Here is a 26,583-nt window from a genome sequence, read left to right on the forward strand (position 1 = left end):
ATCTCCCGGCGCGCGGCTCGTGCACCACCGCGCTGACCGGCCCCACGCTCACGGTCAAGCTGCCCCTGAGACAGCGTCAGTCCTGAGTGGCGGCGTCGATGCTGCCGACGGTCAGGTCCGTCAGCGCCGCGATGGCCGTGGCGACGGTGGCACGCCCCCGGTTCAGCTCCGCGGCGATCGCCTCGGCCGCGCCCAGCACGCCGACGCAGCGCAGCCGGAGGGCTTCCCGCGTGAGCCCGGAGTACGGCCGCAGGGCGGTGGCCATCAGGTCCGTGTAGCCGTCGAGCAGCTCGCGCTCGATCGCCTCCATCTCCTGGCTCCCCTTGAGCGCAGCCGAGACGGCGGTCCACTCCGGCATGTCGGTGGCGCAGGCGAAGTAGGCGGCGCTCAGGACGCGCGCGATCTCGCGGGGGACGGCCGGGGCGTCGCGCAGAGCCTTCTCGGAGGCGGCCCGGTGTCGTTCGTCGAGCCGCCGGTAGAGCGCGATCAGCAGGCCGGGACGGGTGCCGAAGTGGTCGTAGACGACCGGCCTGCTGACCCCGGCGGCCTCCGCCAGGCTGAGCAGCGTGAGGCTGTCGGTGCCGTGGGCGCGCACGATCGTCATGGCGGTGTCGAGCAGCTGCTCCCGCCTGGCCGGCTTGGACAGGCGAGTCGATCCCGTGGACATCGTCCTCCCTTGCGTCGCCTCCCAGCTTAAGCTACAAAATGTAAGTTACAGAATGTAGGTTAGCGGGAGAGGGAATCACCGTGGAACACTCCGTACTGATCATGGGTGGATCCGGCCAGGCGGGCGCGGGCACCGCGGCCCTGCTGCGCCGGTGGTACCCGGAGTTGCCGCTGACGATCGCGGGCCGCGATCTCGGCCGCGCCCGGCGGGTCGCCGACGAGCTCGGCGGCGCGACAGCCGCGACCATCGACCTGCGCCGAGGCGACCTCGGCCTCCCGGGGACCGGCGGTCACTCGGCGGTCGTGGCAGCGGTGTGGGACAGCCACCTGAACGGACTGCGTTACGCGCAGGACCGCGGCCTGCCGTACGTCGCCATCTCCAGCGGCCTGGTCGACGTCGGCCCCGAGGCCGTCGCAGCCGGACTGCGGGCCGGCGCGGCGCCGATCCTGCTGGCCGGCCACTGGTACGCGGGGCTCGTCGTTCTCGCGGTGCTCGGCCTGGCCAGGGAGTTCGACCGGCTCGACACCATCGAGGTCAGCGGCGTGCTGGACGAACAGGACAGCGGCGGCCCCGCGGCCATCGCGGACATGGAACGCCTGCTGGCCGCCGCCTCGGCGGGGCACGTCCGCCGCGACGGCGTCTTCCGCTGGATCGGCGGCCCCGACATGGAGGTGGAGGTCACCGACATCGACGGCACCGTGTTGCCCGGCCGGATCGTCCCCATCCTCGACGTGCCGAGCCTGGCCCTCGCGACGGGCGCGCCCAACGTGCGCTTCGCGTTCGCGGTCGGTGAATCGGCGGGCAGGCGGCGCGGCGGTCCGGCGTCCGCGGCGGTCAGGATCGACCTCGAAGGCGTGGACCGCGCGGGCGCGCCACTCAGGACGAGCCGCTACCTCTTCCATCCGGAGGGGCAGCGCCCCCTGACGGCGCTCGGCGTCGCCCTCGGCGTCGAGCGCCTGCTCGGCCTGCGCGGCGGCCCCGTGCCGCCCGGCCTGCACACCCCCGAGGCGTTGCTCGACCCCGGCTACGCGGCCGAGCGGATGGCGGAGATCGGCGCGTCCTTCACCGGCACGCACGGCGATCACTGACCTGCCACCTCCATTATGTTGAACGTTCGTACAAGTTGTACTAACGTTCAACATGATGAGAGCGAAGGGGACGTCATGACGCAGCAACAGTTCACGCGGGCAGGGACGCGCCAGTGGGCGGGCCTGGGACTGCTGGCCCTGCCGACGGTGCTGCTGGGGCTGGACGTGACCGTCCTGTACCTGGTGGCGCCGAGCATGGCGGCCGACCTGTCACCGTCGGCCACCCAACTGCTGTGGATCATGGACGCCTACGGGTTCCTCGTCGCCGGGTTCCTCATCACCATGGGCACGCTGGGCGACCGGATCGGGCGGCGCCGGTTGCTGAAGGCCGGGATGATCGCCTTCGCCGCGGTCTCGGTGTTCGCCGCGTTCGCCCCCACGGCCGAGCTGCTGATCCTCGCGCGAGCCCTGCTGGGGGTGGCCGGGGCGACGCTCATGCCCTCCACGCTGTCGCTGATCTCGAACATGTTCCCCGACGCGCGTCAGCGCGCGGTCGCAATCGGGGTCTGGGCCACGATGTTCGCGCTCGGCATGGCCGCCGGGCCGATCGTGGGCGGAGCCCTGGTGGACTCCTTCTGGTGGGGAGCGCCGTTCCTGGCGGCGGTGCCCGTCGCCCTCGTCGTCCTGGCCGGGGCGCGCGCCCTGCTCCCCGAGTACGCGGCGCCGTCCAGCGGCCGGATCGACCTGGTCAGCGTGGGCCTGTCCCTGGCGGCGATCCTGCCGGTCATCTACGCCGTCAAGCACATCGCCTCCGACGGGCCCGGCGGCCCGGCCCTCGTCTGTGCCGTGGCGGGCGTTCTGGCCGCGATCGTGTTCGTACGCCGCCAACGCCGCCTCCCTGATCCGCTGCTGGACGTGGCGCTGTTCGGCAACCGGGCCTTCGTCGTGGCCCTGGGCGTGCTGCTCATCGGCCTGGTCGGAGTCGGGGGCTCGATGTACCTGGTCACGCAGTACCTCCAGCTCGTCGAGGGGCTCACGCCCTTCGAAGCGGGGCTCTGGATGGGACCGCCGGCTCTGGCGATGTTCGCCGCCGCCATCGGTGCTCCGCTGGTCGCCCGGCGCTTCCGCCCCGGCTCGGTCATGGGCGCCGCTCTCGGGGCGTCCCTCGCCGGCTACGCGCTGCTCGCCACCGCGGGGCTCGACGACGAGGTGCCCGTGGCGGTCGGCTTCACGTTCGTCTATCTGGGGCTGGGCGCCCTCGCCGCCCTGGGCACCGACATGGTGGTGGGCGCGGTGCCGGCAGCGCGGTCCGGGTCGGCGGCGTCGATCTCCGAGACGGTCCAGGAACTCGGCATCGCCATCGGCGTCGCCCTGCTCGGCAGCCTCACCACCGCCGTCTACCGCACTCGGGTGACGGTGCCCGAAGGTATGACGCCGGAGAGCTCCGGCGCCCTCACCGACAGCCTGAACGCGACCGTGGCGATCACCGACAGCCTTCCGGCCGGGACCGTCGAGGCGGCCCGGCAGGCCTTCACCAGCGGACTCAACGTCGCTTCCCTGGTCGCGGGGGTCGCCATCGCCGTCGCCACGGCGCTGTGTCTCGGCATGCTGCGTCACGTGCCCGCGCTCGGGGAGACGCGGAACCGCGACACCGGCGTTTGAACGATGGTCCGACTATCCTGGGCGTCGTGCCGAGGAGCAGCAAGGACGACACCGCCGACGACAACGAGCACGTCGACGGACGCCGCGCGCGTGGCGAGAGGCGGCGCGCGGAAATCATCGAGGCCACCCTTGCCGTGGTCACCCGCGACGGCGCGGCCGGCGTCACCCATCGCACGGTCGCCAAGCAGGCCGGCACCACGACGTCCCTGAGCACCTACTACTTCGCCACCCTCGACGACCTGCTCGTCGCCGCCCTCACGACGGTCGCCGACGCCTACACCGCCCGCATCCGCGACATCATCGACAAACCCGGCGACAAGCTCAGCGGCCTGGCCCACCTCATCGCCGAGTCCGCCGGCTCCGGACGTGAACGCGCCCTGGCCGAACGCGAGCTGGCGACCCTGGCCGCCCGCCGCCCCGCACTGCGACCCGTGGCACGACGCTGGCGGCAGAACATCGCCGAACTCGCCACCACGCTGACCGACGACCCCGCGGCCATCGCCGCCCTGGTCGCGGCCTCCGACGGGCTGTGCACCGCGATCCTCCTCGACAACGTGCCCGCCGACCCGGATCACATCCAAGCCGTCCTGCAACGAGCCGTCCGCAACTGAGCCGGTGGCCGAGGGGGTGCCTCCGGCTGTAGTCGTCTACACAGTCGAGCCACAGCGTATTGGGGCCGAACCGCACCGAATGAGTTCTTGAGACGGTCGGAGTGTAGGAGACGTCATCCTCCTTGACCTCGAAACCCAGGGTGTCGCGGTAGAAGGCGACGGTGGCCTCGTACTGCGCCTTGGGGATCTCCATGGCGATGTTCAGACCGGCGGTGAATGCGGGCTTGTTCATTGGTGTTCGACTCCTTCGTGTCGCGCTCAGGCGAGCCCGCCGAGCCGCTTGGCGGCTGAGCGGCAACCGTTGCAGAAGGGCTTCACGTCATGCGGAGGATCACCTTGCCGGTGGTGCGGCGGGTGGTCAGCGCGGTGAGGGCGGCGGCGGCCTGGTCGAGCGGGTATTCGGCGCCCACCAGGGGATGGACGCGTCCCGCGGCGGCCAGGGCGAGCAGGTCGTGGAGTGGCGCGGCGGCGCGACTGCCGGGCAGGCGCAGGTGGGCGCCCAGCCAGTAGCCGCCGACGGCGATGTTGCGCTCGCTCAGGATCCCGGGGTCGATGGGGGCGGCGTCGATCCCGCCGGAGGTGCCGTAGGCGATCAGGCGGCCGAAGGGGGCCAGCGCATGAGGGGCCGCCTCGAAGACGGGGCCGCCGACGGCGTCGAGGATCACGTCGGCGAGGGCGCCGCCGCCGGCTTCGCGGACGCGCTCGGCGTAGCCGGCGGCCTCGCCGGGGATGGCGGCGTCGGCGCCGAGCCGGCGGACCAGGGCACGTTTGTCAGGGGTGGAGGCGGTGCCGATGACCCGTCCGGCGCCGAACTCCTTGGCCAGTTGGATCGCCAGGTGGCCGACGCCTCCGGCGGCGGCGTTCACGACGACGGTTTCGCCGGGGCGGACCCGCGCGGCCGTACGCAGCAGGTGCCAGGCGGTCAAGCCCTGGACCAGGAGCGCGAGCGCGGCGCCCGCGTGGAGGTCCTCGGGGATCTCGACCGGATCCTTCACCAGCGCCTTGGTGGCGAAGGCGGCGCCGGCGAAGGCGAGCATGCGGCGACCGTCCGGGGCGCGGCCGACGACCTCGCCGCCGGGGATGAACGGCAGTTGTGGCGGCAAGTAGGTGCCGCGCAGGCGTTCGGCGTCGGCGAAGTTGAGACCGGCGGCCTCGACGTCAAGGAGGATCTGGCCGGGGCCCGGCGCCGGGTCGGGAAGGTCGGCGGGGGTCAGGACATCGGGTTCGCCAAGGCGTTCAGCAATCATCGCTCTCATGCCGTGAACGCTAGGAGCCGCACGGTCGCGCAGGTAGCGGGTGGGATTTGTGGATGAGGCGGGATGCATGAAGGTTCTTCATGCATCCCGTGGCCGACCTTCGCCTGCTGGTGGCGGTGGACAGCGGAGCGGCGCGCGAGGGGGCCTTCGCCGTGTCCGGAGGATTGAAAGCGCGTTGCAGGCGGCCTGCCGCTCAATGGTGGTCAAGTCCCCATACAACAGGAGGTTCCGATGAACCGCAGCCTGCGCACCCTGTTCGGCCTGACCGCCACCGCCGCGACCATCGCCCTGACCGTCCCGGCCATGAGCAACGCGGCGAACGCGTCACCGACCTCGCCTTCCGACCTCGACAACACCAGCCATGTCCAGGATCTCGCGCGGGCGCGCTCCTTCCTGTTCACCTACACCTTCAACGACCACCTCAAGGTCGCCGGCGGCAATTTCACCGTCGACCGCCGCGTCTTCCTGACCGTCAAGTTCAACAACGGCGTCACGAAGTTCTCCAGGTGGGTGATCGCCCGCACGCACCCCGTCACGCCCGGCGGCGCCATCTACGTGGAGACGACCGTCGCCGCCCCCTGCTCCGGAAGCAAGAACGGCTACGCGCAGGCCTACGACGAGGCCACCCGCACCTGGTCGCCGCGTCTCCCGGTGACGATCTGCCAGCGCATCGACTGAGCGGGCAGCCTTCCCGCCAGGGGAGGTCCGCCAGGTTGCTCTGTCAGAGCGAGAGCCGCTCCGCCTGCCGCCTCGGTACTGTGGCTTCGCATGACCGACACTGAGATCGAGATCACCGCCGACCTGGTCCGTGACTTGCTGCGGGAGCAACATCCCGACCTTGCCGGGCTGGCCGTCCGAGAGGTGGCGGGTGGCTGGGGCAACCAGATGTGGCGCCTCGGGGACGAGTTGGCCGTGCGCATGCAGCGTATGGACCCCACACCGGAGTTCCAGCTCAAGGAGCGGCGGTGGCTACCCGTGCTGGCCCCGCGCCTGCCGCTGCCGGTGCCGGTCCCTGTGCGGTCCGGCGAACCGTCCGGGCGCTTTCCCAAGCACTGGACCGTGATGACGTGGGTCCCCGGTGAGCCGCTGGACCACGGCTCGATCAGCAGGGGCGCCCACGCGGCCGACACGCTGGCGGGTTTCCTCAGGGCGCTTCATGCGGAGGCGCCCGCCGAGGCCCCGGCCAGTGCGGACCTCGGCGCTCACCCCAAGAGGTGCACGAGCGGATTCGAGCAGTTCCTGCAGGCCGTCGACCCCGACGCCGTCGGCGATGTCGGCGCCGTCCGTGCCGTGTGGGCCGATGCGGTCGCCGCCCCCGAATGGGAGGGCCCGCCGGTGTGGGTGCACGGCGACCTCCATCCCGCGAACGTCGTCGTCTCGGACGGAACGCTCGCGGGCGTCGTCGACTTCGGTTCCCTGTTCGCCGGCGATCCGGCGTGGGACCTCGCCGCCGCATGGGTGCTGCTCCCCGCGGGCACGGCCGCCCGGTTCTTCGACGCGTACGGGCATGCGGACGAGGCGGCGATCCGGCGCGCCCGCGGGCTGGCCGCCATGAAGAGCCTCTTCCTGATGCTCATGGGGCAGAACGGAGATCGGGGCCTTCCCGGCGGCAAGCCGAACTGGGGACCCGCGGGCCGGGCGGCACTTGATCGTGTGCTGAAGGGCGTTTGACGGGCCCGCGCAGGGGTGATCCCGTCACCGGAAGATGTGGACGTTCTCGCGGACCCAGTCGTGGAGGGTCAGCGGCGGCCGGCCGGTGAGCCTTTCGACGGTGTCGAAGATCTGCCGGTCCCAGGCGGCCGATTGGCGTTTGAGCTCCAGCAGCGCCTCCAGACGAGGCCCCGACCAGCCGAGGCGGTCGAACTCCGCCTTGGCTTCTGCTGGACTGCGTTCGACGAGCTTGATCGGCCGGTCGAGGATCTGGCCGATGACGTCGGCCTGATCCCGGGGTGAGAGGGCCTGGCCGCCGGTGAGGGTGTAGGCCCGGCCGTCGTGGCCCGGCGTGGTGAGGACGTGCGCGGCGACGGCGGCGAGGTCCCGGGGATGGATCATCGCGGAGACGGGATCGCCTTCGGTGACGTACATGGTGTGCTCGGCGGCGATGGTGGGGGCGTAGCCGTACAGGTAGGCCATGAAGGTGCCGGGGCGCAACAGCGTCCACGCCAGGCCGGAGTCCGTGACGACCTGTTCGCCGAGCCGATGTCCGGTGGTGATGGGGTCGGTGGCGCCGAAGGTTACGCCGCTGGTGGACAGTTTGACCAGATGGGAGACCCCGGCCCGGGCCGCCGCGGCGACCAGGTTGCGTTCCTGGACGGGGCCGTCGGGGCCGTAGCCGGGCGGCAGGACGAAGACCTTCTCGACGCCGTCGAGGGCGGCGTCGAGAGTGTCCGGCCGGTCGAGGTCGCCGGTGGCGACCTCGACGCCGGCGGGGAACGCGGCCTTGGCGGGATCGCGGGTCATGGCCCGGACAGGGACGTTCCGGCCGGCGAGCAGGGCGAGGAGTTCGGAGCCGACAGTGCCGGTGGCACCGGTGATGAGCAACATGAGAGGTCCTTTCCGCGTGGTTCAGGAACGGGAGAGCTCGACGTCGGGGAGGAGCAGGGACAGGGCCAGCCCGATCAGCGCGATCGGGATGACGGCGAGGAAGACCAGGTGCAGCGCGTCGGCGTAGGCGGCCGGGCCGGGCTGGGCCGGAAGGTTGCCGGTCACGAGCGCGGCGAAGAAGGAGGCGCCGAGCGCGGTACCCGTCTGCCGGGCCATGGCGGCGGTGCCCTGGACGGCGCCGATGTCGTCACGACGGGCGGCATTGCGGGCGGCCAGGCTCAGGGCCTGGGAGTTGAGCCCGCCGGCGATGCCGAACAGCAGCAGGAGGACGGTGGCGAGGACCGGGCCCGCGTCGACGACCGCGCACAGCAGCCCGGCCAGCGCGAACAGGACCATGCTCGCGACGGGATGGCGACGGTAGGAGCCCGTGCGGGCGATCAGCTTGGTGGAGGCGTAGGACGTGAGGACGACCCCGAGCATCATCGCGGTGAGCAGGTACCCGGAGGTCTGGACGCTGATGGACAGGACGGCCTGCAGCCAGAGCACCAGGTAGTTGACGATGCCGAGGCCGAGGAACCCGGCGATGAAGCCGACCGCCACGGCGACGGAGAACGTGCGATCGCGGAACAGGCGCAAGGGGATGACCGGGTCCGCCGCGCGACGCTGGGCGAGCACGAACAGCACCGGCGACAGCACGCAGGCGGCGGCCAGGCCGAGCGTGACCGGGGAGGTCCAGGCGTAGGCGGTGCCGGCCCAGGTGGTGAGCAGGTTCACCGCGACGATCGCGGCGGCCAGGAGGATGACGCCGAGACAGTCGACGCGGGCCTGCCGGCGCCGGGCGGGCAGGTGCAGCCGGATCGCGACGACGGCGACGACGAGTGCCCCGAGGGGCAGGTTGACCAGGAAGATCGAGCGCCAGCCGGCCAGGCCGGTGAGCAGACCGCCGATGGTGGGGCCGGTCAGGGACGCGGCGCCGAAGGTCAGGGAGAACCAGCCGTAGTAGCGGGCGCCCTGCCGAGGAGTGAACATCTCGCCGAGGATGGACAGCACCGAGATGAACAGGCCGCCGCTGCCGATGCCCTGGACGACGCGGAAAACGATCAGCTGGGTCATGGTCCGGGCCAGGCCGCAGGCGACCGATCCGGCCAGGAAGACCAGGATCGAGACGAGGAAGACGCGTTTGCGGCCGTACAGGTCACCGAGCTTGCCGTAGACGGGCACGGCGACGCTGCCGGCGATGAGGTAACCGGTGGTGACCCAGGCGAACCGGTCCAGGCCACCGAGGTCGGCGACGATGCGGGGCAACGCCGTGGCGACGATCTGGGAGTCGAGCAGGGACAGGAAGACCGCTGCCATCAGGAGGACGACGACTGTGGTGGCGCCGGCCGACACGGTCACGACAGGTACGGAAGAACGGGAGGTCACGAAGATCCTAGCGATCAGGAAGCAGGCTCCAGCGGAGCCCGCGAACGAACGGAAGAACATCGACCCTGAACGGGCGATGGAGATGGGCTTGGCCAGGCATGAACCTGACGCGAACCGGCCTTTTCGGCCCTCTCAACCCTGATCCACCCGCGTGCGGGACTATCGATCAAGGTCCTTCATGGTGTTCGTCTGTTCTCGAGGCTCCCGATGGATCGCCAGGACGCAGAAAGCCCGGGAGGTGATCAACCGGACGCCGGCGACGCTAACACTCCATGCCAGCGCGATGCAACCCGACCGGTAACGCCTTCGCCACTTCCGGTCCGCTCACGGCGGTTCGGGGGCACCCTGGAGGCATGTCGAAGTCGTCGTCGGGGGTGGGACGTGCGCCGCTTCGGCGGGCCGTGGCGATCACCGCGGCCGTCGGGCTGGACTGTCCGGCGGCCGGCGTGCTGTGGTTCTTCGCCGATCCGCCGCACGTGCCTGCCCAGGTGCTTCAGGTGCTGGACCAGCGGGCCGGCGTGGTCGGCAGGTTCGCCGGCATGGCGCTGGGCGCGGCCGCCCTGGTGGTCGCCGGACGCGGCGACCGCTCCGGCGTCGTCTCGACCGGTGACGGCGCGCGGAACGTGCGGATGCGGGCGCGCGCCTCGGGCCAGGGCCGGGTGTACCAGGCAGGCGGCGACCAGACCAGCGACGAACGATGACCCTCCTGCCAGACGGCCCCGAAGAGCGGCTGGACATCCGGACGAAGGGCGTCGCCCGGGAGCAGGGCCGGGTCTACCAGGCGGCTCGCGACCAGACCATCACCCAGATCACCCAGCAGGCCCCACGGCGGCCCCTGCCCCGGGCCGGCACGGTGCCGGCCCCGGCCGGGCTGTCGGGCCTGCCGCGCCGCCCCGCGGGCGCCTTCGTCGGCCGGGACGCAGCCCTGGCCGACCTGCGCAGGACGCTGCAGGACGCCAAGGGACCCGGCGTGATCACCCAGGCCGTGCTCGGTCTGGGCGGCGTCGGCAAGAGCGAGCTGGCCCTGCAGTACGCCCACCACCATCGCCGAGACCACGACCTGGTGTGGTGGATCGACGCCGACGGCCCCGGCCGGATCCGCGCCGGACTGGCCGCCCTGGCCCGGGCGCTGACCTGTGGCATCGATTCGGTGGCCGCCGAGCAGGCCACCGTGGAGGAGGCCGCCGCCTGGGCGCTGAGCTGGCTGGCCGCCCACCCCGGCTGGCTGGTCGTCCTCGACAACGTCGAGGACGTCGCCGACGTCGAGCCGTACCTGGCCCGCCTGGCCCATGGCCATGTGCTGATCACCACCCGCCGCGACATCGGCTGGCAGCGCCTGAACGTCACCCCGTTCCGGCTGGAGCTGTTGCCGCGCCCGGCCGCGATCGCCCTGCTGGCCGGCCTGGTCGGCCCGCCGGACTCCGCCGACACCGGCCGGCTGGAGGAGCTGGCCGCACAGCTGGGGGACCTGCCGCTCGCCCTGACCCAGGCAGGCGCCTACATCGCCCGCACTCCCCGCATGACCCTGGCCGCCTACCTGGAGCTGCTGACGACCGTCCCCGCCCGGATGTACGGCGCCGCGACAGCCGGAGTCGACGCCGAGCGCGTGGTGGCCAAGGTGCTGACGCTCAGCCACGCCCGCATCGCCGCCGTCGACCCGTTCGCGATCGACGTGCTGACCCTGCTGGCCTGTTTCGCCCCCGACAACCTGCCCTGCTCCGTCCTGGACGGCCTGCCCGAGGCCGACCCGTTGCAGGTCGGCGAGGCGCTGGCGCTGCTGGAGTCCTACAGCCTGATCACCCTCACCTCCAGCCCTGTCGAACTCGTGCCCGGCCGTCCGGAGGACCTGGTCAGCGTCCACCGGCTCGTCCAGGCCGTCACCTTGCACCGGCTCACGCCCGACCGACGTGAGCAGGTCCGCGCCGGTGCGGCGGAGCTGGTCCAGGCCGCGCTCCCCGACAAGCCGCGGACGATCGGCACCTGGCCCGCCTGTCGAGCACTCCTGCCACACGCTCGCGCCGTGTTGCCGGCCGGCGCCCCCGGCCTGCACCGCCTGGTCGACTTCCTCGATGCCAGCGGCGACTACGCGACCGCCGCCCAGCTGCAGGAGGCCATCCACACCCACGCTCTGGCGACGCTGGGCGCCGAACATCCCGACACCCTGATCGCCCGGCACAATCTCGCCTGGTGGACGGGGGAGGCGGGGGACGCGGTCACCGCCCGCGACCAGTACACGGCCCTGCTGCCCGTCCTCGAACGCGTCCTGGGCGCCGAGCACCCCGAGACCCTGGCCGCCCGGAACAACCTCGCCGTCTTCACGGGCGGGGCAGGGGAGGCGGCCACCGCCCGCAACCAGTACACGGCCCTGCTCCCCGTCCTCGAACGCGTCCTGGGCGCCGAGCACCCCAACACCCTGACCGCCCGCCACAACCTGGCTGTCTGGACAAGGGAGGCGGGGGATGTGATCACCGCCCGGGACCAGTTCGCCGCCCTGCTGCCCATCCTGGAACGTGTCCTGGGCGCCGAGCACCCCAACACCCTGCTCGCCCGGAACAACCTCGTCCGGGGAACAGGTGAGGCGGGGGACGCGACCACCGCACTCGACCAGTACACGGCCCTGCTGCCCGTCTTCGAACGCGTCCTTGGCGCCGAGCACCCCGACACCGTGTCCCTGCGGCACAACCTCGCCCGGTCGACGGCCGAGACGGGCGACGCGGCCACCGCCCGCGACCAGTTCGCCGCCCTGCTTGAGGTGCGCGAACGCGTCCTGGGTGCCGAGCACCCCGCCACCCTGCTCACCCGGCACAACCTCGCCTGGTGGACGGGGGAGGCGGGGGACGCGGTCACCGCACTCGACCAGCACACGGCCCTGCTCCCCGTACTGGAACGCGTCCTGGGCGCCGAACACCTCACGACCCTGGCCACCCGCAACAACCTCGCCCGGTGGACGGGGGAGGCGGGGGACGCGGTCACCGCACTCGACCAGTACACGGCCCTGCTGCCCGTCCTCGAGCGCATCCTGGGCGCAGAGCACCCCGCCACCCTGGCCGCCCGGCACAACCTGGCTGCCTGGACGGGGGAGGTGGGTGACCTGGCCGCCGCCCGCGACCAGTTCGCCGCCCTGCTCCAGGTGCGCGAACGCGTTCAGGGCACCGGACACCCCGATACCTTGACCACTCGGGATCAACTCGCCTACTGGACGGAGCAGGCGGCGGAGACGGGTGGCGGTTGACGTACGGATCCCGGTCCGCGAGGCATCCGAGCGGCCTGCCTCGCCGGATCACTCCGGGGCCGGGTGGGCCGTCCCGCGTTCTCCGCGCAGCCGGGCCGGGTCGACCTCGGTCGCGGCCGTCCTGCCGTCCAGTCGCCAGCCCTTCTCGTACGCCGCGGCGAAGGCTTCCTCGCCCAGGGCGGCCTGCCCTCGACGGCTGAGCTCGCCGACCTGCCGATCGGTGTGGTCATGAGCCCCGGGCGGCCGGGACGCGGCGCCGAGCAGGACGGCCGAGTCGTGATGCCGTCCGTGCGCCTCGGCGTACGCGGCGGCGTCCACCGCCACCAGCGACAGGATCGGCAGGTCCCAGGTCTGCACCGCCGCCGCGTACGCCTTCTCCAGCGCCTTCTCCGCGCCGGCCAGGTCGCCCGTCTCCAGGCAGAGCCAGGCCCGTGCGCTGCCGACCAGCGTCCGCACGTGGTCACCGGCGAACGTGGTGTCGCCGTCGAGGTCCCGTCCGGCGTCGAGGTCCCGTTCGGTTTCGTCCAGTAGTGCGCGCGCCCGGTCCAGGTCGCCGAGGCGTATCCGGAAGCCGGACTCCCACGCGTCGAACAGGGCCAGCAGTTCCCTCGACGTCGCCCGCCGCACCCGCTCACGGGCCGACTCGATCATCGTGATCGCCAGGACGGTGTTGCCGCGCCGCAGGTGCAGGTCGATCCAGCGCAGGTCGCTGAACACCTGGTCGCCGAGGCTGAGCGAGCCGAACTCGGCAGCCAGCGACCGGGCCTCGCGCAGGTCGGCCAGCGCGCCGTCCAGGTCGCCGTCGTACTGCCGCAGCTGGGCGCGCATCGGCAGCGCGGTGGCCTGGCCCCAGCGGTCGCCGACCTGCCGGAAGCGGGCCAGGGCCGTGGTCACGTCGGCGCGCGTCCTGTCGAGGTCGCCCGCGTTCTCGGCGAGCCGGGCCCGGAACATGCGGGCCAGCCCGGACAGCCACACGTCGTCGCCGTCGGCCAGCTGCTCGACGATCGCCAGCGCAGTCCTGTCCTCCTGCAGGAACGCGAGCGTGAGCGCGTACACGCCGTACGGGCCGGGCAGCTCCGGGTACGCGAGCAGCCGGTTGGTCAGCTCATGTATCCGCGCCCGGTCGTCGGCGGCCTCCCCGGCGGTCATCCCCGGCCGGGTGTCGACCCGGTTGGCCAGGTAGATCGCCTGAGCGCAGTCGCGTTCGGGCGTCGGCTCCCCCGGAGGGCACCGCCAGCGCCTCGCCCAGCCAGTAGGCCGCGTCGCGGTGCCGGCCGAACATCTGCCAGTACCAGGTCAGACTCAGGGCGAGCGCGACCGCGCCGCGAGCGTCGCCGCTGTCGCACCGCCGGCGCAGGGCGGCCAGGTCGCGGACGGTGCCGAGGTCGCCCGTCCCGGCCAGGCGGTCGGCGCCGTACTCGCGCAGCGTCTCCAGCATGCGGTATCGGCCCGGATCGGGCGCGAGCTGCAGCAGCGACCGGTCGACCAGGGCCGCCAGCAGCTCGGGAATCTCGTCGGCCCGCACCGCGGTGCCCGCGCAGACCGCGGCGGCCGAGGCCGGCGTGACGCCGCCGGGCAGGATCGAGACGCGTTCGGCGACCGTGCGCTCGTCGTCGCTCAGCAGCTGCCAGCTCCAGTCGATGACCGCGCCAAGGCCGCGCTGGGCGCCCAGCGCGGGCCTTCCTCGACATGACCATCGCGACGCCTTCCAGGACGGGCCCTTCGACGTGGCCGGCGCCCCGGACGCTGCGGGCTCGTGCGTCGATCTGGCGGTGGCGCGGCGCGAGCCGAGGGTGTCGGCCGAGAGCTGCCGCCGGGCGGGGCGGCGCATCCGTCTCCCCCTCGGCCTGCCCTGACCGGTCGAGCGGCCGATCCGTACTGGATCAGTTCATGGCGAGGAAGCTTCCGATGTTGCCCTGTTTGGCGGCCCCGGGCTCCACGGGGTCGAAGACCCTGATCCGGCAGTTCGAGTCCGGGAAGACCAGGATGGTGCCTGAGGTGCGGTTCAACAGGCCACTGTCGGGGCCGAAACCGGGGTGGCACTGGTTGGGCAGGGGGTCCGTGACGAGCCTGCTCTGACCGTCGGGTGAGAACAGGCGCACGATGCCGGGAGCGGCGGCCGCGGGCGTGGCGCAGGCGAGCGCCAGGACGACGGCGGCTGTTGCGGCTGAGATGGCGGGAATGGGTCGCATGGGAGGTCCTTTCGAAGGCGACCAGTTCCATCACAGTATGTATTTTAATGACTACTTTCAGTGACTCTCTCCGGCGATACAAGGACCTCTCGTCCGGTGACGGCACCGCCCCCGGCGCGGGCGGTGCCGATCTCTCAGTCCTTCACCGTGACGGTGCGGTTCGCCTGCGACGGCAGCGTCGCGCCGTCACCGGCCCACTCGACGGTGTAGGCGTACTGGCCGTTGACGCGGGGTGAGTCGGCCGTGCTGAACGAGCCGTCCGTGGCGAGCGGCACCGACCGCGACACGGTCGTGGTGCCGCTGTCGTCGGTGATGGTGCGCACCAGTTTCACGTAGGAGAGCGGGGCCGGCGGATGGCCGCCGATGTCCAGGGTGCCGTCGAGCACGAGTTGTTTGCCGATCTTCCCGTTCTGCGGGCCTGACAGGGTGAGCGATGTCGCGTGCCTGGCCACCGTGAGGGTCACCGACGTGCTGCTCCACCGGAAGCCGGGGCTGCCGTCCCAGAGCGCGGCATAAGTGATCGCGCCGCCGGTCGGCGGGGTGTCGGTGAGGGTGAAGGTGCCGTCCGCCGCCGTCGTCACGGTGGGGAGCGTGGTGCTGGTGCCGTTGGGCAGCTTGCGGGTCACCACGAGCGGCTGCGCACCGGGAGCCGTACCGCCTGACAGGGTGAGCGCGCCCGTCACGGTGAGCGGTTCGAGCGCGGTCGCCGAAGGCGGGGCCGTCAGGCTCACGGCCGACGCGGGGAGGGTGGCGCCCGCCAGCCGCCACAGGCTGAACCTGCCGGTGCTCTGCTCCTTCAGCACGCCGAAGACGTCGGCGCCCGAGAAGGCCAGGGTCCGGGGGACGAGTTCGCCGACGGGGTGGTCGTCGGTGTAGGTCTTCGTCGTCGTCGCGGCGTCGTACAGGGCGACGTCGGGGCCGGACACCCGTCCACCCGCGACCTGGGAGCCGTCGGGGCTGATGGCGAGGGCGATCGGGTAGCCGGAGAACTCCGGGCCCGTCTCGACGCCGTAGGTGCGGACCTTGGCCAGGCTCGTGGTGTCCCAGGCGGTGTACCAGCGCGCGGCGCCGAACGCCGAGATGGCCGTCGATCCGTCCGGCGTGATGGTCAGATCCTCCAGGTTGGCCGAGTACGGGTCGTCCTCGATGATGCCGCGCCGAGTGGGGGGCGTGGTGCTCACGTCGAACACCAGCAGGTCGCTCTGGCTGATGCCCGACTCGCCGAGCACCACCGTGTCCCCGGCGGCGGCGACCAGCGGAGCCCCGTGCATGTCGCTCACGATCCTGGTCGGCTGCGGCGTCGCCGCCGACACGTCCAGGCTGAGAACGCCGCCGAACGTGCACCCGTATCCGACCCACAGCCGGTCGCCCGACAGTGACAGGTGCGTCGGGCACGGGTAGGCGGCCAGATCGATTCGCCTGGTGACGGTGAGGTCGGCGACGTTGATCTCGGCCACCTGGTTCGAGCCGCTCAGGGCGGCGAACAGCCGGCTGCCGTCCGGTGTCAGGGCGAGGCCGTCGGCGCCGGACAGGCCGGTGACGGCGCCGGTCACGGCGCCGCCGGTGTCCGCGACGACGATCCTGTCGCGGGCGGCGAAGAAGACCTTGCCGCCGCCCGCGGCCACGTCACCGACACCGGTGACGCCTTCGAGGTACGTGGTGGAGTCGGCCGCCGAGGCGGCGGGCGCCAGGGTGGCGAGGAGGCCGGCCGTCACGACCAGGGCGGCTGACCACCGCGCCGAACGCGTGCGCCGGCTCCGGGGTAAGTTGATGATCATAAACTGAGATCTAGACACATCTGTCACAGCCGAGTCAAGTGAATATCGAACTTGAGTTCCCATCTCGGCCACGACTGTCACCGCAACCCCGGGGCCGATCTGTCGACGGCGTCGAGAAAACGGGTGCCCCAGTTCCTCAGGTGATCGACGAACTCCGGCGGTTCGAGCACCTCGAACTCGGCGCCGATGTTGCCCAGCGCCTGCGTGGGCCAGTCCAGGCTGGTGGAGATCATCGTGAGGCGGCATCGATCGGGGGCGACCGGTTCGATCTCACCCCATTGGCCGACCATCCGGCGCACCTGTTCCGCCGGTGCGTGAACCAGCGCGACCACGGTCTTGGCGGTGGGGACCTGAGCCGCGGTGCGTACGAACGCGGCGGCGTCCCCGCCGGGCAGCGGCCGCGGCAGGAAGGAGGCGCCGGTGTTGCGTGGCTGGGCCAGCCGGTCGAGGCGGAAGCTGCGCCAGTCGTGCCTGGTCAGGTCGTAGGCCACCAGATACCAGCGGCCGCCGAGCGCGACGAGGCGATGGGGCTCCACTTCACGTTCGGTTCGCGCGCCGGCGCGTGTGACGTAGTGGAAGCGCAGCCGTTCCTGGTCCCGGCACGACTGGGCGATCAACGTCAGCACCTCCGCCGGGATCACCGGCCCGGCGGAGGCCGCCGAGACGGTCATCGCGCGCAGTGCGTTCACCCTGGTCCGCAGACGGGGCGGCAGGACCTGCACCACCTTGGTCAACGCGCGCACCGCCGCCTCCTCCAGCCCCGCGATGCCGCTCTGCGCCGCGTCTCCCATGCCGACCGCCAGCGCGACGCCCTCTTCGTCGTCGAGCAGCAACGGCGGCAGCACGGCCCCGGGCGCCAGCTGGTAGCCGCCGTCGGTGCCTCGGGAGGCGTGCACGGGATAGCCCAGCTCGCGCAGGCGATCGACATCCCGGCGAAGTGTGCGTTCCGACACGCCGAGCCGCTCGGCCAGATCCGCACCTGGCCAGTGGCGGTGCGTCTGCAGCAACGACAGCAGGGTGAGCGTGCGGGAACTGGTGTTGGCCACATCCCCATTATCCGGATACTTCCGGTCAGAAACTGGCCGGAAGCATCCCTACGGTGGTCACCATGATGACTCACGAGGTTCAGTTGACCGCCCAGATCGCCGCCGTCCCCGGCCCCGAGCACTTCACCGTCGCGCCGGCCGAGATCGAGGGGGAGGTCGTGGTCCGTACCGACTACCTGGGGCTGGCCGCCACCTACCTCGAACTCATGCGCGCCGACTGCCACCTCCCGATCCCCGCCTGGCAGCCTGGCCGGCGGGTGGGCGTCATGGCGATCGGCACCGTGCTCAGCTCGGCTAGCCCTGACCTGCGGGAGGGCGACCTGGTCCAGTCGATGAGCGGCTGGAGCACGCACTCGGCGGGACCGGCGGCCTCCTACGTCAAGCTCGACCCGGACGCCTATCCCGACCCGAGCTACCACCTTGCCCAGGGCCCGACCGCCTACCACGGCGTCGCGGACGTGGCCAAGGTCGGCGAGGGTGACGTCGTCTTCGTCTCCGGCGCGGCCGGCGGCGTCGGCTCGCTGGCCGGGCAGATCGCCCGCAACCTCGGCGCCAGGAAGGTGATCGGCAGCGCGGGCAGCCAGGCCAAGGCCGACTACCTCGTGGACGAACTCGGCTTCGACGCCGCCTTCGACTACCACCACGACCCGGTCGCCGCGCTCAAGGAGCTGGCCCGGGAAGGCATCACCGTCTTCTTCGACACCGTCGGCGGCGCGTTGTACGACGCCGCGCTCGAAGCCGCCGCGCCAGGTGCCAGGTTCGCCCTGTGCGGATCGTTGTCCACCCAGCTCGGCGCCGCCTCCGACCGCTTCCCGGCACCCGACCGCGACGCCGCCCTGGCCAGGGGCGTCGAGCTGCTGCCGTTCTCCTGCCACCACACCCCCGACCAGATCGCCGCCTGGCACCGCCACTTCCGCACGGCGCTCGACCAGGGCCGCTTCGTCTATCCGCGGACCGTCGTCGAGACCGGCATCGACGGCGTGCCCGGCGCGTTCCTGGCCCTGCTGCGCGGCGAGTACCGCGGCAACGTCTCGGTGCGGCTGGTATGACCGTCCTGTCCCGCCGGGCGCTCAACCGGGCCCTGCTCCAGCGGCAGTTCCTGCTGGAGCGGGCCGACCTGACCGCCCTGGAGGTGATCGGCCGCCTGGTCGCCATGCAGGCGCAGGAGCCGAACTGGCCCTACGTCGGACTGTGGGCCCGCATCCGCCACTTCACCCACGCCGACCTCACCACCCTGATCGCCCAGGGACGGGTCGTGCGGTCCGGCTTCCTGCGCAGCACGATGCACCTCGCCGCAGCCGACGACTTCCGTCGGCTGCGGCCGGTGCTGCAGCCCGTCCTGAACCGCACCGCCGGCTCGGCGCACTTCCGGCGCAACAACGCCGGACTCGACCCCGAAACGCTGGTGGCCGAGGGACGCGCCCTGCTGCGGCCCGGTCCGCTGCCCAGGAAGGAGCTCGCCGGCCACCTCGCGACCCTGCATCCGGGCCGCGACAGCCGCATCCTGGCTGGTGAGATCGAGCTGCGCACCCCGCTCGTCCACGATCCGGCCACCGCGTCCTGGGGCGGCTGGGGGACCCGCTCATCGATCACCGTCAGCGCCGCCCCGGTCGACGCCCCGCAGCCGGCCGCGCTCCGCGACCTGGTCCGCCGCTACCTGGCCGCCTTCGGGCCCGCCACCGTCGCGGACGTCCAGGCGTGGTCCGGGCTGACCCGGCTGGACGAGATCGTCGCGGAGATGGGCGCGGAGCTGCGCCACTACACCGGGCCCGACGGACGGCGCCTGCTCGACCTGCCCGACATCCCGCTCCCTGACCCCGACACCCCCGCACCGGTACGGCTGCTGCCCGCCTACGACAACGCCCTCCTGGGCCACGCCGACCGCAGCCGCATCATCGCCGACGCCGACCGCAGGCACGTCGCCCCCGGACAGGCCAGAGTCCTGCCCACCGTGCTCATCGACGGCTACGTCCGCGGTACCTGGTCCTTCACCGCGGGCGAAGTACGACTGGCGCCGTTCGGCAGCTTTTCGCGGGACGAACAGCAGGCGGTCGACCACGAGATCAGCCGACTGCTGCCGTTCCTGTCACGCCGCTGAACATGACGATCAGTGCCTTCGGCCGGCACGAGGTCAGAGCCGGCCGGGAGAAGACGGCATCCTTCATACCTTCGTTGACCTCGGGTCAATTGTCTGCGAGGCCAGGCTTCGGGGGCATCCTCCAGGGGAGAGTCGCGGCATGACCACCGATGAGCGTCCCAACGCCGATGACCTGCTGAGCTACGCCCGTAAGCTCCATGAGCTGGCCGTCCTGCTGAAGTTCGACAAGGACTTCGAGCGCAGGTTCAGCGCCGCCGTCGAGGCGGGCGACGAGCGCGAGCTCGCCGGGCTGCTGGCGCCTCTGGGTTTCGAACAGGCCTCGATCGCGGACGAGGCGGGCGAACGCGGGGTGTGCGAGCGTTGCGTCTTCTGGCACGGCAAGTGGGTCTGCCACCCGATCTGCATGTAACGCGTGCGTCCTCCGCGTCGGAAGTGCTGCTCGGGCTCCTGGCCCTGATCACCGGTGGAGGCCGTCACAGCACGGTCAGCCGGCCGTACCTGGACAGGGTGGCGGCCAGGTCGCCGGGGCTGCCGCGGAGTGTGGCGTCCAGGAAGGCGACGGTGGCCGCCGCGGTGATGCGCGGCCCGGTGGTCCGGCCGACAGAGCCGATGAGCGCGGGCAGGGGCGGCATGAAGAGCGGGGCGTCGGTGAAGGTGAGGTGCGCCGTGCCGGGGACGGTGAGCCGGTAGCCGGTCGCCGTGCTGAGCTGGAGCACCTGTGTGAGGCGCGGGATGTAGTCGGGCTCCTCGCCCGGTTCGACGTCGTGGGTGAGCGCGAGCACGGGCTGGTGGAACGGTCGCGTCGCGGGGTCGCGGGGGAAGCCGTCCAGGTCGATGACGGCTGCGAACCGGGGGTCCTGGCGGGCGGCCTGCAGGGCGGCGGCGCCCCCGAGGGAGTGACCGGTCGCCGCGGCGCGGCGGGTGTCGAGCCGCCCGCTCAGCAGGCCCGGGATCTCTCCACGGTCCAGGCGGCCGAACTGGGTGAGGACGAAGCTGAGGTCGGCGGCCCTGACCGCCGTCCATCCGGCCGCGCGCCTGTCGTCCTCCGCCTGGTCGCCGGTGGCCGCGACCTTGGTGCGTACCGCTCGGCCGTCGGCGAGGGTGACGACGGCCGAGTCGTACGGGTGGTCGACGGCCGCCACGACGTACCCGCGGCTGGCCAGTTCCTCGGCCCAGGCGGTGTTCTGGGTGCGCACACCTCCGAGTCCGGGTGAGAACAGCACCACGGGGAACCGGTCACCGCCGCCGGCCACCGGCGCATCGGGCACCGAACGCGTGCGGGCGCGTGTCGGCTCGTCGAGGACGAAGGCCGGAAGGCCCAGGTAGTCGGCCTCACCGCGGGCGACGAGCTGTGCTTCTCGTGCCGTGCGGCCGAGGTACCGCGCGCGCTGGGCGGCCGGCGGAGCGTCCTGCGCGGGATACCAGAGCTGGACGACGATCGTCCGCTTGTCGTCGGTACGCGACGTGGCGACTTCCGGGCGATCAGGGTCGGTCCACTGCACGACGGTGGTGCCGACGGCGTACGCCCCCGACGGCTCGGGGAACACGGGCAGGGGCAGCGCCCACGCCGCCGTCGCGCCCGCGAGGACCGGGGCCAGGCATGCCACCGACCCCGGCAGCGCCAGCCACCATCGCGCCCGCCGCCCCGCACGCCACCCCAGCAGTGAGGGCGCGGCGAACGCCAGCGCGATGACCCCTCCCGCCAGGATGGGAAGGAGTTGCCAGCGGATCCCGAGCACGGCCAGCACGGTCGCGGACACCACGAGGGCCGCCGCACCGGCCAGGGTCGACGGCCGGCGCGCTCCGGGGGCAGCCAGCGGGCCAGCACCAGCACGACGGCGGACGCCAAGACCAGGAGCTCCACGAGGGACAGGCCGAACACGGTCACATTCATGTGATCACCGTGGCGCAATGAGCTCGGCCGGACATCGGGCCCGAGGCCGAGAGTTGCCTGCGACCCCGGTATGACCTCCGCGATCCGCCTGCGACCGGAGTCGCAAGGGCCGCGCGGCCGGTGGTGTCCATGGAGCGGCGCGCTCGATCTGCTAGCCGAGGAACGCCGCCCGGTTCTCCTCGGCCCAGGAGGCGAACGTCCGCGCGGGTGTCCCGGTCAGTTCCTCCACGACCGAGGTGAGTTCGATCGGACGGCCGTCGCAGCTCTGCCAGTAGTCCAGCAGGGCGGCCGCGAAGGCCGCGTTCATGTACTGCGCCATTTCGGCCGTCCACTCCTGCCGGGTGACGGGCGTGATCGCGATGTCCCGCCCGGTGACGCGGGAGAGGATCCCGATCTGGTCGGTGAACGTGAGCGACTGGGGCCCGGTCAGTGTGTACGTCCTGCCGCCGAGGGCGGGGTCGGCCAGAACGGCGGCCGCCACCGCCGCGATGTCCGCTTCGTGGATGGCGTCGACGTGCGCGTGCGGGTAGGGCAGGGTGATCGGCGTCCCCGACTTGATCGCCCACGACCACGCCATCGCGTTGCCGCAGAAGGTGCCGGGCCGCAGCACGGTGCTCGGCACGGGCGAGGCGGCCAGGGCGCGTTCGGAGACGAGATGTGAGGCGGCCAAGGGGCTGCTGTCGGGGTCGGGCACGAGCACGGCGGCGGAGGACAGCAGCACGACGTGCTCGACCCCGGCCGCCTCGGCCGCCGCGGCGAACTCCTGCGCGTGGGACGGCTCGGCGTAGAGGAACACCGAGGTCACGCCTGCGAGCGCAGCGCCGAAGGTGGACGGATCGCGCAGGTCGCACCGGACGACGGACGGGTCGGTGGGGGCCTTGGAGGCCGGTCGTACAGACAAGCCCTGCTCGCGCAGGAGGCCGATGAGGGCGGTCGCGACGGAGCCGCGAGCGCCCGTGACAAGAATGGTCATATCGGTACAGATCCCTTCGCAGGCTCTTCGCGACCTGAGCGCGACGCCTGTCGATAGAATGAAAGCGCGACACAGAAGTTGCGTCACACAAGTATTGCGTGACGAACATTATGAGGACGATGGAGCCGCACGTGTCAAATCGAGCCGAGATGCTCAAGCGCATCAGTGACGAGAGTCAGCGCCACTACGCGGCCTACACGCTGTTCAACCAGGCCATGGCCGACCGGCTCGGCCTGCACCCCACCGACCTGCAGTGTGTGGCCCTGCTCGACCTGGAGCAGGGGCCGATCAGCACCGGCGAGATCGCCCGCCTGGCCGGCCTGACCCCCGGATCGGCCACCCGCCTGGTCGACCGCCTGGACAAGGCGGGTCTCGTCGTACGGCACGCCGACCCGGCCGACCGCAGGCGTGCCCTGGTCACGCTGACCCCGGAGGCCCGCGCCCGGATCGGCTCGGCCTGGGACGTTCCGGGCAGGGCGTTCGTCGAGATGCTCGACCACTACGACGACGACGCGCTCGCCCTGATCGCCGACTATCTCGAGCGGGCCGCCTCGGTGGGTCGCGCTCAGGCGCAGCGCCTCACGACTTCCGCCTGAAGCGTGTCTCGAAGGCGTCCGGGCCGGCCTCGCGCCGTCCACTCGGGTCGCGATTGACCACACTCCATTGAACCGCGGCAGCGCTGGGCGCTAGCCGCGTGGGTCGCTGAAGCAGATCACGCGCCGGACGCCACCACGGGCCGTACAGATGCCCGGGCGGTCGCATGCGCGCGTGACGTATGAGATGCCGGGGGACCGACCATGAACACCATCCGAAAGACCGCTTTGGCGCTGGTTGCGACAGCCGTGCTCAGCGGCTGCGGCGGCGACGCCGAGCCGACCGGGACGGCTGCTTCGCCTCCCGCCAAGTCGGCCGCGACGGCACAGGAGAAGCGGCGCCAGTTCGAATCCGTCAAGGCGGACTGCATGAAGAAGGAGGGCTTCCGGTAGGTCGCCCACGTGCCGCAGGAAGATCCCCTGACCGACGATGAGCTGAAACGCAGAGCCGGCGACTACGAGGCGTTGAAGGCCCAGCGGACGAAGTACGGCTTCGAGGTCTTCTCGGTGTACGTCCACCCGAAGGGCCCGGACAGCCCCGACAGCATGCCCGACCTCTCAAAAGCCGACCCCAACGGGGGTATCTGGACGAAGCTCTCCCCGGCTCAGCGCAAGAGCTACTGGAAGGCCGTGAACGCCTGCGCCGTCGTCGCGGCTGCCATGCTCACCCCCGCCCAGGCCCAGCCGTACCTGGCCAAGGAGATCAAGGCCGCCCTGGACGACCTGGAGTGCGGCAAGGACTTCTATCGGGCCTACACCCCCAAGGTGGAGGCCATCACGCAGCGAATCGCCGAGGAGTTCGGCAGCTGACGGGGCACGCCTTCCGGCCCTGGGTGAGGTGGCGGCAATCGTCCGCCTGGCGGAACAGCATCGATATCCACTTTCCTATCGGCTGGCGTCCCATACCAGTATTGGACGTCACAAGATCTGTTCTGATCTGCTGGACGGGCATCGACGTCCCTCCGGGCCGATCAGATCAAGATCTGTGCCCGGGAAAGAGCAGGTGTTCGACCATGTCCCTCGGGCAGTCCGTCCCGTCCCGCCGTGCGTTGCTGGCCGCCGCGGCTCTCCTGCCGCTGGCCGGCCGCCCGGTCGAAGCCGCCGCCGCCACCGCTCCCAAGCGTGCTCAGCACCACTACGACCGCGCGGCCGCGCTGGCCGGTGACGACCCCGTCCTGCGGGCCCTGGTCAAGGCGCTCGCGCCCGACCTCACGATGCCGGAGCCGAAGCCCCTCGGCCCGTTGCGCGTCTTCGACGACGTGGCGGTGCTGGGCACCACCTTCGTACAGGCCACGGCGCTGTTCACCGCCGGGGGCATCGTGCTCGTCGACGCGATGGGATCCCCGGAGGACGCCGAGAAGATCATCGTCCCGGGGCTGCGCGCCGTGGGCGCCGACCCCGCACAGATCAAGTACGTGGTGGTCGCCCACGGCCACTCCGATCACTTCGGCGGCGCCCAGTTCCTCGCCGACCGCTACGGCGCCCGCGTCATGATGAGCCGGCGCGACTGGAACCTCATCGCCGCCGAACGTCCCGCGAACGCGCCCGAACGCGACCTGGAGATCGCCGACGGCCAGAAGCTCACCGTCGGCGGCACCACCATCGTCTTCCACCACACTCCCGGGCACACGCCCGGCACCGTCTCGTCGATCTTCCCCGTGCACTGGAAGGGACGGCGGCACACCGCGATGTTCTGGGGCGGCACCAACCCGCCCGCCGCGACCGCCGACAAACGCACCACCCTGGCCTCCGCGCTCGGCTTCGCCGCCACGATGCGGCGGGCGGGGGTGGAGGTGGAGCTGACCAACCACGGCGGCGTCGACGACGGCCTGACCCGCATCGAGCAGCTGCGCGCCGGAACGACGGGTGCGGCCAACCCGTTCGTCATCGGCCGGGCCAGGACGCAGCGCTTCATGAAGGTCATGGAGGTCATGATGCGCGGCCGCATCGCCCAGGACGAGGAGACATCCGCCGCCCGCGGCCGACCGACCCCCGCCTGCTGCTGACGAGCGCCCGCGGGCTTCTGCGGGCCGTGATCACTCCCGGGCCTGAGCGTCGGCGTGCCTGGTGGCTTGTGTGCACCCGCTAGTGGGACGTCCCGTCGCGCTCGCTTCTCCGGGCGAGGCTCTGGAGTTGCCCTTCGTGCACGCTGCCCACCCACTCCCAGCCCGGCTCGGCCGACGGGCCGATCCGCGGATCGGCTGCGACGTGACCGCTCCGCAACGCGAGCACGTACGCCCGGTCCTGTTCGATCCGCGCCTTCACCTGGTCGGATCCGCCGACGGAGCCATGGCCGGGGACGACGACGTCGACACCGCCCGCCACGTCCTCCAGCAGCCGCAGGGCGGCGAGGTAGTCCTCGATCGGGTCGACGGTGCCGTCCAGGTCGAGCATCGGAACCAGGACGTCGGAGAGCATGTCGCCGGCGACGAGAACCCCGCGTTCCCCGATCAACAGCGCCGCATGGCCAGGGGCATGTGCTTGATGCTCGACGATCCGGACCTCGGGGCCGTCCCAGGGGACCTGCGTGGTTCCGGCGGGCAGGCCGGTGATGCGGCCGAGCAGGTCCATCGGTACCTGGCCGGCGATCTCCGTCTCCAGCAGGTGGTCGGCGACGCGGGTCTTCGCGTCTTCGTCCGGCAGCTGCTCGCGGACGGTGGCCGCGCAGCGCGCCGTGCCGTGACGGGGCACCTCGCCGAGCCGATCGTGCCAGAGCAGGTGATCCCAGTCCGGATGCGTGGAGAACCCCGCCACAACGGGCTGGCCCAGTTCGCGGAGATCGTTCGCGAGGCAGTCGATCTCGGCGCCGGTCACCCCGGGGTCGATGAGCAGCACACCGGCCCGGCCCCGCACCGCAATGGCGTTGCTCTGCACGAACGCGCTCTCGTGGACCCACACGCCCTCCGCGACCTGCCTCAGCACGAGCTCGCCTCCTTCGCGTCCCGGATGGCGTAGCGATGCATCGTGACGCCCTGTTCGAACGTTCGCTGCTCCATCAGGTCGAGGTCGATCGGCAGGTCGTAGTCGTCGAACAGCGGCCTGCCGAATCCGAGGATCGCGGGGTGGGTGAAGAGCAGCAACTCGTCCAGAAGCCCGGCCCGGAGCAGCTGCGTCGCGAGCGCCGCGCCGCCCACGCTGATGCTGCCGTCGGTCTCGGCACGCAGGGCGGCGAGCTGCTCGATCGCGTCGTCCCCGCCGATGATCCGGGTGTTGTGATCGGCGCTGCGGCGCGTGCGGGAGACGAGCACCTTGGGCTTGGCGGTCCAGATCTCGCCGTACTCACGCATGAAGTCCGGCAGCGACGTGTCCTCGCTCGACCGTGGCCAGTGCTCCTCCATGACCTCGTAGTAGACCCGGCCGTGGACCATGAGCGCGAGCGCCCGCATCCGCGCGTTGGCCTCGCGGTGCAGTTCCTCGTCGACACGCAGCCATTCGCCGGCGCCGGCGTCCCCCGGAACCTGCTCGATCCGCAGGTCGAGGGACACCTGCATCGAGTAGACGAAGCGACCCATCAGCTCCTCCTCGGAAAAAGTGCTTGCAATTTGCAACTACTATAGGGGGAGCGAAAACCCTGTCAAGGAGGA

27 protein-coding genes are annotated in these 26,583 nt (G+C 71.7%); 14 read left to right on the forward strand and 13 right to left on the reverse strand.

Annotated elements, in window-relative coordinates; genetic code table 11:
• Window positions 1-76: 76 nt before the first annotated feature.
• Window positions 77-667, reverse strand: a complete 591-nt coding sequence (locus ACNF49_RS30980) for a TetR/AcrR family transcriptional regulator (protein WP_482939751.1) — start codon at window positions 665-667, stop codon at window positions 77-79.
• 80 nt (window positions 668-747) lie between these two features.
• Between ACNF49_RS30980 and ACNF49_RS30985 the strand changes: the two genes are divergently transcribed.
• From ACNF49_RS30985 to ACNF49_RS30995, 3 genes are all read left to right on the forward strand, one after another.
• Window positions 748-1,755: a saccharopine dehydrogenase family protein gene (locus ACNF49_RS30985; protein WP_482939752.1), complete on the forward strand. Its 1,008-nt coding sequence runs from the start codon at window positions 748-750 to the stop codon at window positions 1,753-1,755.
• A 75-nt stretch (window positions 1,756-1,830) separates the two neighbouring features.
• Complete coding sequence (locus ACNF49_RS30990) at window positions 1,831-3,357, forward strand: MFS transporter (RefSeq protein WP_482939753.1); 1,527 nt, start codon at window positions 1,831-1,833, stop codon at window positions 3,355-3,357.
• Between the two features lie 26 nt (window positions 3,358-3,383).
• Window positions 3,384-3,968: a TetR/AcrR family transcriptional regulator gene (locus tag ACNF49_RS30995; protein ID WP_357987820.1), complete on the forward strand. Its 585-nt coding sequence runs from the start codon at window positions 3,384-3,386 to the stop codon at window positions 3,966-3,968.
• A 314-nt stretch (window positions 3,969-4,282) separates the two neighbouring features.
• Here ACNF49_RS30995 and ACNF49_RS31000 read toward each other — a convergent pair whose 3' ends face one another.
• Window positions 4,283-5,224: a quinone oxidoreductase family protein gene (locus ACNF49_RS31000; RefSeq protein WP_482939754.1), complete on the reverse strand. Its 942-nt coding sequence runs from the start codon at window positions 5,222-5,224 to the stop codon at window positions 4,283-4,285.
• Window positions 5,225-5,455: 231 nt separating this feature from the next.
• Here ACNF49_RS31000 and ACNF49_RS31005 point away from each other — a divergent pair, with 231 nt between their 5' ends.
• Both ACNF49_RS31005 and ACNF49_RS31010 read left to right on the forward strand, forming a co-directional pair.
• Window positions 5,456-5,902: a hypothetical protein gene (locus ACNF49_RS31005; protein WP_357987829.1), complete on the forward strand. Its 447-nt coding sequence runs from the start codon at window positions 5,456-5,458 to the stop codon at window positions 5,900-5,902.
• A gap of 90 nt (window positions 5,903-5,992) precedes the next feature.
• Window positions 5,993-6,895 carry a phosphotransferase gene (locus ACNF49_RS31010; protein WP_482939755.1) on the forward strand — a complete coding sequence of 301 codons (903 nt, stop codon included), beginning with the start codon at window positions 5,993-5,995 and terminating at the stop codon, window positions 6,893-6,895.
• Between the two features lie 24 nt (window positions 6,896-6,919).
• Here the strand turns inward: ACNF49_RS31010 and ACNF49_RS31015 are convergent, their stop codons facing one another.
• Both ACNF49_RS31015 and ACNF49_RS31020 read right to left on the reverse strand, forming a co-directional pair.
• Entirely contained in the window at window positions 6,920-7,768 is an 849-nt protein-coding gene (locus ACNF49_RS31015) for an SDR family oxidoreductase (RefSeq protein WP_482939756.1), read from the reverse strand.
• 21 nt (window positions 7,769-7,789) lie between these two features.
• Window positions 7,790-9,166: an MFS transporter gene (locus ACNF49_RS31020; RefSeq protein WP_482939757.1), complete on the reverse strand. Its 1,377-nt coding sequence runs from the start codon at window positions 9,164-9,166 to the stop codon at window positions 7,790-7,792.
• Between the two features lie 380 nt (window positions 9,167-9,546).
• On the opposite strand from ACNF49_RS31020, the gene ACNF49_RS31025 reads away from it, so the two are divergent.
• Complete coding sequence (locus tag ACNF49_RS31025) at window positions 9,547-9,894, forward strand: hypothetical protein (protein WP_482939758.1); 348 nt, start codon at window positions 9,547-9,549, stop codon at window positions 9,892-9,894.
• Window positions 9,891-12,425 (forward strand): tetratricopeptide repeat protein, encoded by a 2,535-nt coding sequence (locus ACNF49_RS31030; protein WP_482939759.1) that lies wholly within the window; start codon window positions 9,891-9,893, stop codon window positions 12,423-12,425. The genes ACNF49_RS31025 and ACNF49_RS31030 overlap by 4 nt, the downstream gene beginning before the upstream one ends.
• A gap of 48 nt (window positions 12,426-12,473) precedes the next feature.
• On the opposite strand, the gene ACNF49_RS31035 is transcribed toward ACNF49_RS31030, so the two are convergent.
• From ACNF49_RS31035 to ACNF49_RS31055, 5 genes are all read right to left on the reverse strand, one after another.
• Entirely contained in the window at window positions 12,474-13,574 is a 1,101-nt protein-coding gene (locus ACNF49_RS31035; protein WP_482939760.1) for a hypothetical protein, read from the reverse strand.
• Window positions 13,531-14,256, reverse strand: coding sequence for a hypothetical protein (locus ACNF49_RS31040; protein ID WP_482939761.1), 726 nt, complete (start codon window positions 14,254-14,256; stop codon window positions 13,531-13,533). Before ACNF49_RS31040 ends, ACNF49_RS31035 begins: the two co-directional genes overlap by 44 nt.
• 52 nt (window positions 14,257-14,308) lie before the next feature.
• Window positions 14,309-14,617, reverse strand: a complete 309-nt coding sequence (locus ACNF49_RS31045; RefSeq protein WP_357986557.1) for a hypothetical protein — start codon at window positions 14,615-14,617, stop codon at window positions 14,309-14,311.
• A gap of 134 nt (window positions 14,618-14,751) precedes the next feature.
• On the reverse strand, window positions 14,752-16,395 hold the full coding sequence (locus ACNF49_RS31050; RefSeq protein ID WP_482939762.1) for a YncE family protein: 1,644 nt from the start codon (window positions 16,393-16,395) through the stop codon (window positions 14,752-14,754).
• 77 nt (window positions 16,396-16,472) lie between these two features.
• Window positions 16,473-17,441 (reverse strand): helix-turn-helix transcriptional regulator, encoded by a 969-nt coding sequence (locus ACNF49_RS31055; protein WP_357986551.1) that lies wholly within the window; start codon window positions 17,439-17,441, stop codon window positions 16,473-16,475.
• Window positions 17,442-17,503: 62 nt separating this feature from the next.
• Here ACNF49_RS31055 and ACNF49_RS31060 point away from each other — a divergent pair, with 62 nt between their 5' ends.
• The 3 genes from ACNF49_RS31060 to ACNF49_RS31070 all read left to right on the forward strand — a co-directional run bounded on the left by ACNF49_RS31060 (window position 17,504) and on the right by ACNF49_RS31070 (window position 19,948).
• Window positions 17,504-18,490 (forward strand): zinc-binding dehydrogenase, encoded by a 987-nt coding sequence (locus ACNF49_RS31060; RefSeq protein ID WP_482939763.1) that lies wholly within the window; start codon window positions 17,504-17,506, stop codon window positions 18,488-18,490.
• Window positions 18,487-19,539 (forward strand): winged helix DNA-binding domain-containing protein, encoded by a 1,053-nt coding sequence (locus ACNF49_RS31065; protein WP_482939764.1) that lies wholly within the window; start codon window positions 18,487-18,489, stop codon window positions 19,537-19,539. Before ACNF49_RS31060 ends, ACNF49_RS31065 begins: the two co-directional genes overlap by 4 nt.
• Window positions 19,540-19,678: 139 nt before the next feature.
• The gene (locus ACNF49_RS31070) at window positions 19,679-19,948 is read left to right on the forward strand and encodes a hypothetical protein (RefSeq protein ID WP_357986543.1); all 270 of its coding nucleotides are present in this window, start codon (window positions 19,679-19,681) and stop codon (window positions 19,946-19,948) included.
• 64 nt (window positions 19,949-20,012) lie between these two features.
• Here ACNF49_RS31070 and ACNF49_RS31075 read toward each other — a convergent pair whose 3' ends face one another.
• Window positions 20,013-21,302: an alpha/beta hydrolase family protein gene (locus ACNF49_RS31075; protein ID WP_482939765.1), complete on the reverse strand. Its 1,290-nt coding sequence runs from the start codon at window positions 21,300-21,302 to the stop codon at window positions 20,013-20,015.
• A 282-nt stretch (window positions 21,303-21,584) separates the two neighbouring features.
• Window positions 21,585-22,406, reverse strand: coding sequence for an NAD(P)H-binding protein (locus ACNF49_RS31080; RefSeq protein WP_482939766.1), 822 nt, complete (start codon window positions 22,404-22,406; stop codon window positions 21,585-21,587).
• 131 nt (window positions 22,407-22,537) lie between these two features.
• On the opposite strand from ACNF49_RS31080, the gene ACNF49_RS31085 reads away from it, so the two are divergent.
• From ACNF49_RS31085 to ACNF49_RS31100, 4 genes are all read left to right on the forward strand, one after another.
• Entirely contained in the window at window positions 22,538-23,002 is a 465-nt protein-coding gene (locus tag ACNF49_RS31085; protein WP_482939767.1) for a MarR family winged helix-turn-helix transcriptional regulator, read from the forward strand.
• Between the two features lie 201 nt (window positions 23,003-23,203).
• Complete coding sequence (locus ACNF49_RS31090; protein WP_357986531.1) at window positions 23,204-23,392, forward strand: hypothetical protein; 189 nt, start codon at window positions 23,204-23,206, stop codon at window positions 23,390-23,392.
• A gap of 9 nt (window positions 23,393-23,401) precedes the next feature.
• On the forward strand, window positions 23,402-23,809 hold the full coding sequence (locus ACNF49_RS31095; RefSeq protein ID WP_482939768.1) for a hypothetical protein: 408 nt from the start codon (window positions 23,402-23,404) through the stop codon (window positions 23,807-23,809).
• Between the two features lie 203 nt (window positions 23,810-24,012).
• Entirely contained in the window at window positions 24,013-25,005 is a 993-nt protein-coding gene (locus ACNF49_RS31100) for an MBL fold metallo-hydrolase (RefSeq protein ID WP_482939769.1), read from the forward strand.
• A gap of 79 nt (window positions 25,006-25,084) precedes the next feature.
• Here ACNF49_RS31100 and ACNF49_RS31105 read toward each other — a convergent pair whose 3' ends face one another.
• Both ACNF49_RS31105 and ACNF49_RS31110 read right to left on the reverse strand, forming a co-directional pair.
• Window positions 25,085-25,921, reverse strand: coding sequence for an MBL fold metallo-hydrolase (locus tag ACNF49_RS31105; protein ID WP_482939770.1), 837 nt, complete (start codon window positions 25,919-25,921; stop codon window positions 25,085-25,087).
• Window positions 25,915-26,511, reverse strand: a complete 597-nt coding sequence (locus tag ACNF49_RS31110; RefSeq protein WP_482939771.1) for a dihydrofolate reductase family protein — start codon at window positions 26,509-26,511, stop codon at window positions 25,915-25,917. The genes ACNF49_RS31105 and ACNF49_RS31110 overlap by 7 nt, the downstream gene beginning before the upstream one ends.
• Window positions 26,512-26,583: the final 72 nt, after the last annotated feature.

Source organism: Actinomadura sp. ATCC 39365 (assembly GCF_054392275.1).